Below are 13559 nucleotides of genomic sequence, written 5' to 3' on the forward strand. Positions count from 1 at the left end.
AGAATCTCAAGCGCTGCGTACGAACCTTCTAAAAACTAGCTGACCGGTCTCCGCACGCGTGGTGCAAAAACCGGTCAGCCAGCTTTTTTGTAATTAATGACCTGCCAAATGGTAGCGTATCTACTTACGGACGTACACCGGCTCTAAACCATACGCCGCTTCTTGGTTAGTGAGCTCTGAAGCGTGGCTATGCCATACTTCTTGGTAGTTGGAAGCCTCTGCACTACGATCCATTTTCTTCTTCTCAAGATAAAGCGCAACTAGCACGAACACAGAGAAAAAGCTGCAGTAAGTCCAGTAGGACGTTGCTAGGATTAGTAGGAGAGTCATCATATAACAATAATACAAAGGAGAGATCAGGAAACAAAATTGTCCTAATTAAAAGGTTGCCCTCTTTTATAAATATTATACAATATAAATTATATATATTATTGAAATTCAGTAGTTTAATTGCTAAAAATAAATTTATATTTTTTGAAAATATATAGGATAAGTATGTAGTGTTAGAAATAGTTATATTTTTTGTTTATAAAACTTAATTGGCGCTAAAAAGAAGATGTTGTGTATCTGCTGCTGATATCTTCTATCAAAGATTTGACAATGATAAGTCATTGTTTTTTAATTGTATACACATTTTTTGACACGTAAGTCGCCTAAGCACATTGAGCAGAGAAGTAGCATCTGAGAGCTATATATCGGTACAGCACAGGGTTGGGTATACCTTTTGCGCTAAGGTGAGAATCCTATCTTTCTCAGTATGCATAAGATTCTGCTATTATTTTGCCTCTTACTGTGGCTTGTGCCACAATCGTTATTGGCTGGGCCCGGTACTCCCTATGCCCGGGCAAAAGCCAAAGGACGGGTATACGTACACCGCCCTAGCTACAAGAAGTACCGAGGTTCTTCTCGCCGACACCGTTCCCGGCGATTCTTCAAACGGTCGGGTAAGCGCCGCACTCATACCACTCCGGTACAGCGACGTCGGCACACCTCATTGAGCAAGTAATTGCAAGTTGTTTATGAGGCGTAAAAGCTAGGTCGTTACGACTTGGCTTTTACGCCATAAGCACGCAGTTCTTCATCAATAGAGTGATTCCAGCGCTCCTGCGCCATTGGGCTGCCTTGGGTTTCGGCATCATACTGATCTTGCAAGCGGTTCATTTCCCGAAAGGATTGCAAATACTGGTACTGCAGATTACCCTGGTAATAATCAACGTTGATGAGCGGGTCGTTTTTTATGTGCTGTTTGAAGCGTTCAACTACCAGCTTCACAATATCGAAATGCCGCTGTTCGTGATTAAGGTTGTACGCATCGCGCCCTGTAGGTGATACCCAAGAAGAACTTCGAACAACGAATACTTTCAGGTTGAGATTCAAGTGTACTTGCCCCTGCTCAATAGTTGGGAGGCCTTGGTAGGCAAAGCTAGAATAGACAACTGCCGCCGCCTTACCCGGACGAGGAGCACCCCGAAAATCAGCCCACGTGAGCGGCCGTGCTGAGTCGTAAAAGATGGTGTCTTCTTCAGTGTTCTGCGTGTAGTCCGTGAAAGCTAGCTTAAGGTTGGTTGCTAACTTGCTACTACGTGGGGCCTCTTGGTTGATCCAGGTGTTCAAATAAGTTAGCCCCGTTACTAATGACTGGCGCAATACTGCCTCCGCAGCAATGCGCTGCTGGACTGGCCGTGTGTACCTAGCCGAGCCACGATAGTCCGTTAAAGGGATGGTTTTGCCATTACGTTCCCATTCGAAGTGCATGACCAAAGTCACCTTACCTTCTACCTGCGCGGTGGAGCCCGGCACGAGGGTTTCGGTAAGCTGGTACTCTTGCAAGCGAATAGTAAGCGGACGCAGACTTTTGTCGGCAGGTAGGCTCTGCCGGATAAACTGCTGGATAGCGGCGCGAGTACCTCCTTGCAAATCGCTGGGTTGTGGGGTGGGGGCACCCGCAGGAAGCGGAGCAGGCAACAAATACGCTATGGCTGTCCGGTCGCGTCGTTCATCAACGACGTCTGCTATGTAAAACTCTCGGGGAGTGAATGCCAAAGGAGCGGCATGCAGTACGATAGGTTCCCGACCCACTGAACTGTTAGTGGCTCCCAGGCTTACTCCAGCTACTACCAACAAGAGCCAATAGCTTGCCTGAAGCCTAGCTGCCGCCAAGTGCCTACTCAGCGGCAAACTAAAAAATAGACGTGTTAAAAACTTAGTAGCCAACAGCCAAGAACTCCTAGAATAACCGTGTGTGAACTACTGCACAACACACGGTTGCTGGCTACTAGTGCCAGGCCAGAGCAACTTTTATGACCTAGCTTACGGCTGTCTTTGCTGCGTAGGCGGCACAGGATAACGAGCAAAGAGCGACTCCATGGCTTGCTCAATGCGTTTTTCCAACTTGTCGCTATTTCGAGTGATGGTGCTAGCTACTGCACCGCTCCAGATTCGCTCGTTACGTGCCGCATCAACGATTTCCACCGTCGCAGTGCCTTCTTCATATTGGTTCACGACTACCTCTTGGCTCTGCCAGTGATAGTTACGCTGCCCAATATAACGAGGTGCATCACGAATGTCGGTTTGGCGGGTTTGGACTCGGTCTTGCACCACTACCCCGATGTTAACCCACAACTCAGGCTGCGCAGCCTGACGATAGCCACGGCGCTGGAGCTGCGCGGCTACGGCCTCTTTCAGCTGGTACGTCACGCCACCTGGTCCCGGGAGAACAGCCTCGCTGCGCGCCGTGACGTCCAAGAAATTGTAGGTTTTGTAGGTTGTAAAATCTACGCCTGGTTGGGCATCGGTAGAGACTACCCGGGTTGGCGAGCAGGCCGCCAACAGCAGCGGGAGCAAGAGCAACGCTTTTTTCATAGCAGTCAGCAAGGCTGGTGGAAGCTGCCTAGTCTGGTCTAGACGCGCTTTCTGAGACCTAACGCGCCGCCTGCTGTTTTCGTTATCGCATCTCGCTGCTAATGGCGCTGGCTAGCCACATTTAGTTCGCCAATGGATCAGCTTCTACGCACTCTACCTGAAGGAGAAGCTTATATAAGCCCACGGAAAGATTCAGAATGGCATCCTTATCGGCTTCAAGCTGCTTAAAGTTGTCTAGTACGTTGTTCATCACCTCCATCAGGGCATTTACAACCAGCGGTTCGTGCTCGTTGTAGTTCTTGGCTTCCAGCGTTTTCCGGATGATGGTATACGAAAACTGATGGTAATCCTGGTTTTGAAATTGTTCGACTAAGGTCGACGATTCATGTTCGTTGAAAAGAAGACTAGCTGTCATATAGATGCTGGACTATGCTTTGTTTATGGTAAGATACAGATAATATTTTGTACTTAATGCGTATGAAATAGTTGTGTCGTTGTCATTATTAGGTGAAGTGATAAGAAAAGTCATCCTGTGTTGATGCTCACGGTAGTGTGTAAATAGCTATTATGTAATATGTTACGCCGCAAAAAATCTCCTTCGCTTACTACTGAGTATAGATAAAAATAATTTTAAATATATTAAAAAACATATTTTATGTGCGTGTGAACACAGCCACAAGCAGTATATAGCCAGCAAATAGTCTGATGTTAGCTTCTGTAGTTGCCTAAGTACGTCGGACGCTAGCTATGTAGTGTAGAGGTAGAACCTAGCATGAGTACTTTGTTGCCAATAAGTCGCTTCTGTTCCGCGTAGGCTCAAGTAGTACACCTGGAAGGCATAAGTAAGCAATAGTAGCTTGTGAGCCAAGAATTTAGGCTAGCTAAGAAGTGACTGGCAGTACTTGTTTAAGCCACTCTTTGGTTTCGCTTACATTAGAGAACGTGCGCGTCGCGAAAGTATACCGATCGTTGTGCAGCACGTTAGTAACGTATTGTTGCACTGCGATTTTGCCAAAAATACTCTCCGGAATTACAATGCCAATGTAACGTACGCCAGCAGCATAGGCGCGAGGGTTCCAATCATTGTCGCACCATGCTTGGTCGTCGGGCGTGAGGGCGCTGAGTTGGCGAGAATCCGCTATCCACCCGATAGGCGCTGAGTGCCGAGCGCTTTCGGCTTGGTAAGCCGCCAACGCGCGGTCCATAAGGGAGCTAAACTGGTGGCGATTTGCAAAGCTATGCCACTGGATAATAATGCAGGGTACTTCCGGGGCAAGTAGAACGGCTCCGTAAGGCTCTGAAACGAGGATGGTATCAGCCATGAAAAAGCCACAACTAAAGGGGGCCATGTAAAGCTCTACGCAGCTTACGCGCACAGGTTGTAGCACCCCTCACTTGCCAAAGTAAGCGTCGAACAGGCCGTTGGGTTAACCCGTTCACATCATTCTTCTTGTCGGTGAGCAGGTATTAGTAAATAAGTTTTGGCTAGCTACTTTTACGGACAACACTTACTTCTAGCTGCCCACCATGAACCACTACAGCTTAAAACCGCTGCCCGTGCTGCTCGCAACGCTTCTCTTGTTTTCCTGCTCTTCCAAAGTAGCAACCTCCGGTGGCGAATGGACTCCGAAACGGGCCGAGCAATGGGTAAAAGCAGGAAGCTGGAAGAATGGCCTGAAGCTCGACGTATATTCAGACGTAGATGCCGTAGAATTTGCCAAGCAATACCAAGCGAACAAAGCCATCTGGGATGAGGCCTTTGCCTATATGCGCGACCACGACCTAGCGACGCTGCCCAACGGCTCTTCCAAGATTGATGGCGACCAGCTGACCTTGTCGGTGACGGAGCCTACCTCCAAGGAGTTCGATAAGACCCAGTGGGAGTCGCACAAGAAGTACATCGATTTGCAGTACATCGTGCGTGGCAAGGAGAAAATGGGCGTAGAAGCCTTGCCGAAGCTAACCGTAACCGATCCGTACAACGATGCGAAAGATGTGGCCCACTACAGCGGCGGTAGCGGCAGATACTATGTAGCAGAGCCAGGTACTTTCTATTTGTTTTTCCCCCAAAACGGTCACCGTCCTTCTATCAAAGTAGAGGGCTATGACGTGGTGAAGAAGGTGGTCTTCAAAATTCGGGTAGCAGGCACCTAGGAAGCTGACCAATAAAATGATCTGATAACAAAACGGCCACTAGCAATGAATGCTGGCGGCCGTTTGTCATTGAGCGCGAAACGAAGTAGTTACCACGAACCGCTGTTATCGCTGTTGTCATCGAAGCCGCCTCCGCCTACGTCGTCCGATGAGGTGTCGTCGTAGGAGTTATCATCGGCGGAAAAGTAGTCGCCTGAGTCATCCGTGCTGGCATCGTTAGAGAAGTAGTTGGGCTCAGCACTGCTGTAGTCATTGCCCGCGCCGGCAGCTCCGCCGAGAGCAGGAAACTCGCCTGACGGCGTGCCGCTATAGTTGGTAGGTGGATTGAGGTTGCTATGGGCACCACCTAGGCCTGCTTCCGAAAGGCCGCTGCCAGTCGTGTCATGCCCGCCCGACGCCATACGGTTGCCGAGGTAAGCACCGGCAGCTGCCGCGGCGCCCGTCGCCAGAATGCCGCCGATGCCACTGCCTCCACCACCCATATTTCCCATACCCCCCATGTTGCCCATACCACCGGGCTGATTAGGATAGAAGTTAGGCGCGGAGCCATTGCCCTGCGGTCCTGCGGGGCCACGATTGTAGTTGCCACCTTGGTTACCAGGGTTATTGGGGTAGAAGTTAGGCGTTTCGCGCGTAGGCGTGCTATCGGAGCGGCGCCGAAACATGCGCACCAGGAGCCAAATGACGCCGCCAATAACTAAAGCACCAATTAAGAGGGTACCCATACCTATACCAGCCGAAGGGCTAGCGCTACTGGCATCACCTGTAGTAGCCGTTGGCGAATAGGGTGCTGCTTCCGGTTGAGCAGAGGAGGTAGCTAGGTCGTTATCTAGTGCTGCGTCGTTGGCAGCGCTAGCCCCCGCGGCTGTTGCCGCATTAGTCTGCGGCTGCTCTTTGCGCGGGTTCGGATCAGTTGCTGCCATGAGGGTATTCAATCCAGCCCGCAATCCAGCGAAGTAGTTGCCTTGCTTGAAGCTAGGGGTCATTTTTTCGTTGATAACGCTCGAAACAACAGCGGGCGTGATTCGGTCACGAAGCCCAGATCCAGCCTGAATGGACACTTTATGCTCCTTGCCAGCAAGGAGCAACACGACCCCGTTGTCTTTGTCGCGCTGCCCTACGCCCCACGATTCGCCCACGGCACGGGCATAGTCGGCTACCTCGCGGCCGCCAAGGGTGGGCACTGTTACGACTACGATCTGCGTACCGGTTTTGTCGGCATAGCGGCGTAGGCCGCTTTCCAATGTTTTGGCGTCGGCGGCGCTCAAAAGGCTGGCTTCGTCAGTCACGAAGCGAAAGGGCGATGGTCGGGCGGGCAACCCTTGCGTGGATGATTGAGCCCAAGCAGTCGGTGAGCCAAGCCCAGCCGACACTAGCAGCAACAAGACAAAGAAGAAACGATACATGGCGAGAAAGGTAAAGTGAGAGAGTAAACCTTGTTTCTGTTTGCCTTTTACGCTTTTTATAAGCAAGTGGCTATCCGTTGTTTGTGCGTTTAGGCTAGTTTTGCTGATTGCCTTTCAAAAGGTAGTAGCCCTTTCCTCGCGTCAATACTATAGCGAGCTAGCTTTATTTTTGATAGAAGGAGCGCTGTATATACGTTCTGATATCCCTAACCCGTTAGGAACGAGCAAACATATTCGTGGTGACCCCAAACAACTATTTTATGAGCCAGTTCTACAGATGGGTTTATGAGGAAGAATCTGTGAAGAAGGATAAGAACTAAGTACACCCTTCTTGTATCTTCAATTCTGTTTTCACTATAATACCCACTCATGAGCGAGTATATTGACGTAATTACTACCTACTTCAATCTTGCACAACACCTCACCGTCGATTCAGCGGCTTACGCTGAGGTCCTGCACTCCGAAGTTCAGCAAACAGAGTATCCGAACCTGTTTAGCAAGACCGTGCAGCACCGCAACTTCGAAGAGATTGTAGATAACCTACGCGCTGGCCGGGAGCTGTTGCGGGATACCCACTACGAGCTACAGCGCATTGTGTCATCGAGTACGGAGGCCAGCGTGCTGATAGAAGGCCGCTGGGAGGCTACCTTCACCAACGACCTAGGTCCTGCGATGCGGGGCCAGCGCTTGAGCGCCCAGATTTGCTCAATTTTCGATTTGGTTGATGGGAAAATTTATCGTCATCGTCAGTATATCTGCTACGACCAGGCCTAGAAAATAGCCACGAACAACTGGGCGTTGCTAGGTCACTCAGCACGTATCGCCACATTCAGGGAATGCCCCTATCGTCGTTTTGCACGCACGTAAATGAAACCATGCCTATAGAAAGGTGGTATCTTTGCGGGGCATCAGGAACATGAGATTACCGAACCTTTACTTTCAGAATGCTGCAGGCCAGCTGTTGGAGGACCCTGCTGGGTTTTTGCGGGCTAACTGGTACAGCCACCCACGTGGGTTCGACGATACGCGGGCATTATTCACCCAGATGCAGCGCGGCTTACAACGCTACGGGTGGAGCCGGATCTTGGTAAACCAAGTAGGTATGCAGTCTTTTTCCGCCCAAGAGCAAAGCTGGGTTGCCCAAGAATGGCTGCCACAAGCTGTGCAGGAGGGAGGATACCGCCACGGAGCCGTTGTGGTTTCGCGCGAAGTGCTGGTGCGCCTTGCCACGGCCTACATCACCACGCAGGTAAAAGGCTTGCCGCTGGTTTATCGGTCGTTCGATACCGAAGCCGAAGCTATACAGTGGCTACTACAACAACCTAGCTCTCCGCATCAATGAGGCTGAGGGTAGCATACATGCATCGAAGTACAAGCCATCCATCATAACTAGTTGCTATTTTGCCCTTTTGCATATCTAATAGCGTTACCGTTTTTCCCTCTCATGAACAATCCACTCGCTATTCTCGAGGAGTATTTTCAACTAATCCAGAATTTCAGCGTCGATCCTGCCGCGTATGCTACCGTGTTGCACCCGGAAGTTGAGCAAGTAGAATTTCCGAATATGTTTTTTAAGACCATTCAGCGCCGCTCGTTCGATGACATTATCACGAATGTTCGGGCTGGGCGTGAGCTCCTACGCGACCCTAGCTTCGAGGTGCAGCACACTCAGTTTTACCCTGATGGCAGTGTGCAGATAGAAGGCGTCTGGCAAGCTACCTTGACCAACGATAAGCTACCCGTCGTGCGCGGACAACGGGTTTCCGCGCAGCTTTGCCTGATCTTTGAATTCAAAGATGGAAAGATTTACCGGCAGCGACGTTACCCTTGCTTTGATACGCTTTAAGCTGAAGAATAGCATCTTAGCAAGCTAAACAGTACATGCTAAGCAACGATAAACAGAGTAGCCGCCTCGTATCCGTAATACGAGGCGGTTTTTGTTGGCGGGCCGGCGGTATTTGACTGAACTAAGGCTTGTTGCTAGCCGTACGCAAAGTGTCACCGGTCATTAGTGCTTGTTTGCTTACCTCCTACTATCTAGCTAGAGGTGTAGGCCTAACACCAGTGTTTTCCGCCCAGCCACTCCTTATTCTTGCAAGCCATGTTGCGCCATCTTACCCTCTCTTTGCTCCTGATTGGCTTTGCCACCAGTGCAACTCATGCGCAAAGCAGTGCTCCGGTTACGCCCACGCAGCGCAACCCAACTGAGCGCGTGAGCCCATTGCCTGGCGTAACGTTGCCCAATGGGGTAGGACAAGGGAAAGCAGAGCCGCTGCCGATGCCAACGCAAGTACGCCCCAATGGAGTACTGCCCCAGCCGTACATCCCAAGTGGTAAAGTGACAGCCGGTCCGGTTGATACACTCACCAGCACTGGGGCAAGCCGCCGCGCAACACCGACTCGGTCGCAAAAGAAGCGACCTTAAGGAGCTAGCCGCAGCACCCAAGTTTTGGCTACTATGCTAGCTAGGTGCCGGCACCGCGAACGTATTGAGCAAACCGCTGATGGTCATGTATTGGCCCGCCAAGTAGATCATGTCAACAAGTCCTTTCTCCCCGAAAGTCACGCGGGCCCGCTCATAGAGTGTTGGGTCAATCTGGTGCGTTGTTGTGAGCTGGTGCGTAAAGTCGTACGCTACATCTTCTTCAATCGACATGCCTTCTGGCTTCTGCCCAGCTGCCAGCAACTGAATTTTGTGTTCGTCGATTCCGGCTTTCTCCGCTACCGCCACGTGCGCGTACAGTTCGTACGCGGCTTGCCAAGCCGCGCCTACGGTTAGAATGACCACTTGTCGCACCTTTTCACTTAGCTCCGTGTGGGCTCCTTCGGCCGCCGTTACGCTCATTAGGGCTTTGCTGATCAACGGACTGCGCAGCATGGAATTGAATGGGCCGATTAGCCGCTCATCGGAGGTTTCAGCTTGGAAACCTGATTTTTTAGCCCAGGGCACCATGGTCGCTTTAAGCTCGGTATAGAGGGTGTGCTGGTCAGAGGTGAGGTTGTCGGGAGCGAGCAAGAGGAGGCGCCCGCCCAGCGTGTTTTCAGCAGGAGTCATAAAGACAGAGATTTAATAAGTATAGAAAGCAACGGGTTAGCTACGTTGGGTAAGGCAGTTTGCTACGAGCTAGCTAGCGTTGTGCTGCCTGGTAGCGTGCCCACAGAATGCCTTCCGGCCGCTGCTCGACGCTTAATAGCTTGAATGGCCGAGCTGGCGCGTCGCCCTGCTCAAAAATGGTGGGCGAGCTAGCGGCGCCGTCCACCACTGGGTAGTGCAGCAAGCTCAGTTCATCTACCAGTCCTGCTTTTAGCAAAGAGCCATTGATGTGTCCGCCGCCCTCCAGTAAGATGGTCTGGATGGGAAACAGTTGACCTAGCTTATCCAGCACCCGCGCAAAGTCGAGTTCCTGGGCCCCGCCGAACACGTAAGACACGCCCACTCGGCGCAGATAAGCTAGGTATTCATCGCTGACCTGCTCCGTAAGCACCGCAATGATATGCTCCTCATCAATGTAGGCTGATTCCCATCCTAGCTTGCCGTGCGCATCCACGGCCACCACGAATGACTCCGCATCGTGCTCCGCCACAAAATCGGTACGGTCGAGAGGGGTGGCGACTGGTTGTAGGTCGGGCGCTAGGCCTTCGGTGAAATCCTTTTCCATGGTCACGCGTCCGCACATCCAAGCTTGGGAGTCGAAGGTGGCGGCGGTGGTTTCGTACTCTTTGGTGTTGGGCGTAGCGCCCCAGCGGCTGGTAATGATGCGACCATCTAGGGAACTCATCATGTGGCAAATCACCCGAGGTTTCATAAAGCTAGGTTGAGCGCAAAAGGCTCGATTGTGAAAGGCTACTTACGGGCAGCTTGTTTTCACGTTGTGCCATTTCAGGGCTGATGAGCTAGCTTACAAATGGCTCAGGGCTTCCAGATAGCTGCCGAATCAGCAGCTGTGAAGTTTCGAGTAAGCACGACAAGCTGAGGATCTTCGTAAATGGTGCGGTAGTTCGGATCGTGCTGAAACTGTTCTAGAGCCTTTTTTGCCTCGTCCGGCTTAAGTGGCCACGCCGATTGCTCGTTGGGCTCGCGCAGTAGTGCCACCGTGCGTGCTGTACGCAGCACGGGAAAAAGGAAGGTGTCGCGTCGGTCAAGCAAGTGTGGTACTAGGCAGGAGGTCGCGCTCAGGGGTGTTCCGGGTTCTACCTGAGCCAAAGCGGCATACAGGCCCTCTCGATCCGGATAAGGACTATCGTAGTGCTCCGACACGAGCGGATTGTTGTTGATCAAATTGTACCACTTACTGTATCGGTCGCAGAAGGTAGCTAGCGTAAACACGACGGCCCCCATGAGAGCCCCCGCCCAGGCTTGTCGGCTAAGATCCTTCCTTCTGGGCTGACGAGGATTTTGGGTCCGTTCCGGGCGGCTCGCTTGCAGTGTGTCGAGCACGGCCAACGCCAGTACAGGAGCAAACTCGATAGAATACTGCATGTTAATGCCCCAAAAACCGTATTCATTTGAGAGCAACTTCTGCCCCAGAATAGGTACCAACATGAGCGCATACCACGGTCGCCACAACAGTGCCCAACCGCCGGATATCAGCAGGGCAAACCATAGTTCGGCCTTGATGTAGTCGTACACGGGCTCTGGGAGTGTGTTGTAGAACAGAGTGGCCCACAGCAGCCGCGGGTGAAGCAGCACATTGCCAACGGCGGACGACAGCGTAGGACCTAGGTGCGCGTAGCGTACTACTTGGGTGAAGGAGCGGTGCGTAGTATCTAGGGCTGGCATCACGTACTGGGTTATTACCAGAAAGTACCCAAACGCAACCAAGGCGCCCACCCCGAGCCACGCTACTACTTTTCGGTTTGGCCAGTGCTGCCAAGCTAACCCGAGAAAAATAAATACCAGCCAAAGCGCCATGTTCTCTTTGCTCACTAGCAGGAGCAAGGCAGCCAGCAGCGCCGGCCCCACTCGCCGTTGCTTAACCCAAAGCGCTAACCAGGGGAGAGCCATGGCCCCCACTACGTTGTCATGGTAGTCGAAGCTTAGGGCCGAGAAAATTCCCCACTGACTGGCAAACAAGACAAGAGCCCAGTTGGCCCGACTAGGGCTGGCGCCTTGTGCATACGCATAGTGCCATACCCCCAAAGCCCCTAGGAGCAGGGCCCCTAGCTGCACAAGCAGCAGCGCCCACGCCCCACCCACGAGGTAGTAGAGTGGCGTTGCCAAAATAGGTGTAAGACTAAAATGCTGACCCAAAAAGGAAGTAGGAGGTGCATCCAAAAGCAGGGTCGTGCGGGGCCAGTGCAGGTGCGCAAAGTCTACTACGGCTTGAGCGATAAGACCTAGGTCGAGAGCGGCCGTACGAAAATTGTAATGATTAACCAGCGAGACAGACCCATAAGCCAGTGCAAATAAGAACAGCCACAAAGTGCGCCAGCGCCGAGTTGCGGGCTTACTGGGTGATAAAAGAGACATAAGCAGGAAATGACAATAACCAAACACAGGTGCTAGCTACCAGTCGCAAGGATAAAGTAGGACAAGTAAAGTAAGCAGGAGTAACTCTTGGAGAATAGCGCCAGAAGCTACGCTCAGCAAGATGGCGCTAAATCAGAAAAGAAGCCAATAGCTTGATTATAGCCGCAGGGCGGAGCAGCAACCCAGTAAGGAGTTCAACCGCTGGTGGGTGAATGCACAAGAATACGCGCCAGGAGATTTATAAATTCTCTGCGCCTAGGTTTGGTAGGAACAACTCTCTCCGAGCAAAATACGAGGTTTGCTCTGGCTTAATATTTGACTTTTAGTATCCTTTCCTAACCTAGGTATTTCCCATCCAATGAAAGCATTCTTCGCCGCCGCGTCTTTGACACTGGCTGCCCTAGCCTTCGGCTCTGCCCCAGCTCATGCCCAACAGATCAGTATTAATATCGGCCAGCCCGCTCCGCCGCCCCGCGTCGTGGTGGTGCACGAGGTGCAGCCCGTGCGGGTGTACAAAGCTCCTAAGTATAAACGGCGTGCCGTGATGCTGGTGCCAGCGGGTCCCGCGTATTACGCTCCCCGCGACTATGGTCGGGGTCATGGGCATGGCCATGGACATGGCCATGGTCGACACTAAAAAGTAGTAGACTACTCAGATTGAGGCTTCCACCCACTGTGGAAGCCTTTTTTGTGCGCGCTCCTCTGGTTAGGATGAGCAGGTAGGTCCTACAGCGAGCGACGATTAACTTGTGCTTTTGAGGCTGGCCCTACTATTTCTCGCGTCAGCAGGAGCAGTTATCGACGCGTCGGACTGCCGCTGAGGCTAGGTAGTGGTTCGGGCGCTGGAAGGCGCCTTATGGAGTGTATCAAAAGCGAACGATGTGTCTGTAAACGGACGATTTATAGTAAGGCGGATTTGCTTGATTTTAGTGTAAGTATCTGTAATAAAGATAATTGTGGGTTTGGTATGTGGTTTGGCTAACAGCTATCATCACGAGGCTGGCACTGTTCGGATAAACGCATCAGCGGCGCAATAGCAACCTAGGTCGGCGGGTTGGCTTCGTCGCTGGATGATTCAGGTCTCAGCCCGTGAAACCTAACCAGACACATCACACCACTTCATTTCCCTACCACTTACTGCTATGAAAAACTTCCGCACTCCCGCTTCTCTCGATCAGCAACCCGCCAGTGCCGCTAGCCATGCGGCAGCTGTTGCTGCCCCCACCATCGCTGCTACCAGCGCAGTGCGCCGTTACGTGCGGACGGCTGCCTTCGTCCTGCTAACGCTTGGTGGGGCTAGCCTCGCTTCTCCGGCGCTGGGGCAGGAAGCCAAGCCCGTCGATGTACAAAAAGTCAACGAAACTGCCTTTCGGGTGCGTATCCAAAACCCCACCCAAGGAGCTGGTAAAGTGCGGGTGATAAGCCTCGTGACCGGGCAGACGCTTATGTACCAGCGCTACGAAGGGCCAGCCTATGGGTGCAACATCGACTTCCGCGACCTGCAAACCGGGCAATATGCATTGCTAATGCAAGTAGGCCAGAGCAAATACCGCTATATCATGCAGGTAAAAAGCAACCCTCAAACCTCCGTTGTCCTACGCTCCTCTACCGTCAGAACGCGCCTTCCCAAGACAAACGTCGCTACCGCATCGCTGTAGAGGGAATTG

The 13559-nt window shown here is 52.0% G+C and carries 15 protein-coding genes; 7 read left to right on the forward strand and 8 right to left on the reverse strand.

The annotated features are described in order from the left end of the window. Positions 1 to 1041: 1041 nt before the first annotated feature. From SD425_RS00580 to SD425_RS00595, 4 genes are all read right to left on the reverse strand, one after another. Positions 1042 to 2043: a hypothetical protein gene (locus SD425_RS00580; protein WP_324674311.1), complete on the reverse strand. Its 1002-nt coding sequence runs from the start codon at positions 2041 to 2043 to the stop codon at positions 1042 to 1044. A 267-nt stretch (positions 2044 to 2310) separates the two neighbouring features. Further along, positions 2311 to 2862: a DUF4136 domain-containing protein gene (locus tag SD425_RS00585; RefSeq protein WP_324674313.1), complete on the reverse strand. Its 552-nt coding sequence runs from the start codon at positions 2860 to 2862 to the stop codon at positions 2311 to 2313. Between the two features lie 121 nt (positions 2863 to 2983). Beyond that, a complete protein-coding gene (locus SD425_RS00590) occupies positions 2984 to 3277 on the reverse strand; it encodes a hypothetical protein (protein WP_324674315.1) in 294 nt (97 codons plus the stop codon). Between the two features lie 466 nt (positions 3278 to 3743). Beyond that, the gene (locus SD425_RS00595; RefSeq protein WP_324674317.1) at positions 3744 to 4184 is read right to left on the reverse strand and encodes a hypothetical protein; all 441 of its coding nucleotides are present in this window, start codon (positions 4182 to 4184) and stop codon (positions 3744 to 3746) included. A gap of 205 nt (positions 4185 to 4389) precedes the next feature. On the opposite strand from SD425_RS00595, the gene SD425_RS00600 reads away from it, so the two are divergent. Continuing rightward, positions 4390 to 5016 (forward strand): YhcH/YjgK/YiaL family protein, encoded by a 627-nt coding sequence (locus SD425_RS00600; RefSeq protein WP_324674319.1) that lies wholly within the window; start codon positions 4390 to 4392, stop codon positions 5014 to 5016. A gap of 89 nt (positions 5017 to 5105) precedes the next feature. On the opposite strand, the gene SD425_RS00605 is transcribed toward SD425_RS00600, so the two are convergent. After that, positions 5106 to 6422 carry a TPM domain-containing protein gene (locus SD425_RS00605; protein WP_324674321.1) on the reverse strand — a complete coding sequence of 439 codons (1317 nt, stop codon included), beginning with the start codon at positions 6420 to 6422 and terminating at the stop codon, positions 5106 to 5108. A gap of 369 nt (positions 6423 to 6791) precedes the next feature. Here SD425_RS00605 and SD425_RS00610 point away from each other — a divergent pair, with 369 nt between their 5' ends. From SD425_RS00610 to SD425_RS00625, 4 genes are all read left to right on the forward strand, one after another. Further along, complete coding sequence (locus SD425_RS00610) at positions 6792 to 7196, forward strand: nuclear transport factor 2 family protein (RefSeq protein WP_324674323.1); 405 nt, start codon at positions 6792 to 6794, stop codon at positions 7194 to 7196. A gap of 142 nt (positions 7197 to 7338) precedes the next feature. Continuing rightward, positions 7339 to 7764, forward strand: a complete 426-nt coding sequence (locus SD425_RS00615) for a hypothetical protein (RefSeq protein ID WP_324674325.1) — start codon at positions 7339 to 7341, stop codon at positions 7762 to 7764. Between the two features lie 102 nt (positions 7765 to 7866). Further along, positions 7867 to 8268, forward strand: a complete 402-nt coding sequence (locus SD425_RS00620; protein ID WP_324674327.1) for a nuclear transport factor 2 family protein — start codon at positions 7867 to 7869, stop codon at positions 8266 to 8268. 255 nt (positions 8269 to 8523) lie between these two features. Then, the gene (locus SD425_RS00625) at positions 8524 to 8847 is read left to right on the forward strand and encodes a hypothetical protein (RefSeq protein WP_324674329.1); all 324 of its coding nucleotides are present in this window, start codon (positions 8524 to 8526) and stop codon (positions 8845 to 8847) included. Between the two features lie 36 nt (positions 8848 to 8883). Here SD425_RS00625 and SD425_RS00630 read toward each other — a convergent pair whose 3' ends face one another. The 3 genes from SD425_RS00630 to SD425_RS00640 form a co-directional block, all read right to left on the reverse strand. Then, on the reverse strand, positions 8884 to 9477 hold the full coding sequence (locus SD425_RS00630) for a carboxymuconolactone decarboxylase family protein (RefSeq protein ID WP_324674331.1): 594 nt from the start codon (positions 9475 to 9477) through the stop codon (positions 8884 to 8886). 73 nt (positions 9478 to 9550) lie between these two features. After that, on the reverse strand, positions 9551 to 10204 hold the full coding sequence (locus SD425_RS00635; protein ID WP_324674333.1) for a RibD family protein: 654 nt from the start codon (positions 10202 to 10204) through the stop codon (positions 9551 to 9553). A gap of 128 nt (positions 10205 to 10332) precedes the next feature. Next, a complete protein-coding gene (locus SD425_RS00640) occupies positions 10333 to 11892 on the reverse strand; it encodes a DUF2079 domain-containing protein (protein WP_324674335.1) in 1560 nt (519 codons plus the stop codon). A gap of 358 nt (positions 11893 to 12250) precedes the next feature. Here SD425_RS00640 and SD425_RS00645 point away from each other — a divergent pair, with 358 nt between their 5' ends. Next, positions 12251 to 12529, forward strand: coding sequence for a hypothetical protein (locus tag SD425_RS00645; protein WP_324674336.1), 279 nt, complete (start codon positions 12251 to 12253; stop codon positions 12527 to 12529). Between the two features lie 505 nt (positions 12530 to 13034). Beyond that, positions 13035 to 13550 carry a hypothetical protein gene (locus SD425_RS00650; RefSeq protein WP_324674338.1) on the forward strand — a complete coding sequence of 172 codons (516 nt, stop codon included), beginning with the start codon at positions 13035 to 13037 and terminating at the stop codon, positions 13548 to 13550. Positions 13551 to 13559 lie beyond the last annotated feature (9 nt).

This window comes from Hymenobacter sp. GOD-10R (genome assembly GCF_035609205.1).
Lineage (GTDB): Bacteria > Bacteroidota > Bacteroidia > Cytophagales > Hymenobacteraceae > Hymenobacter.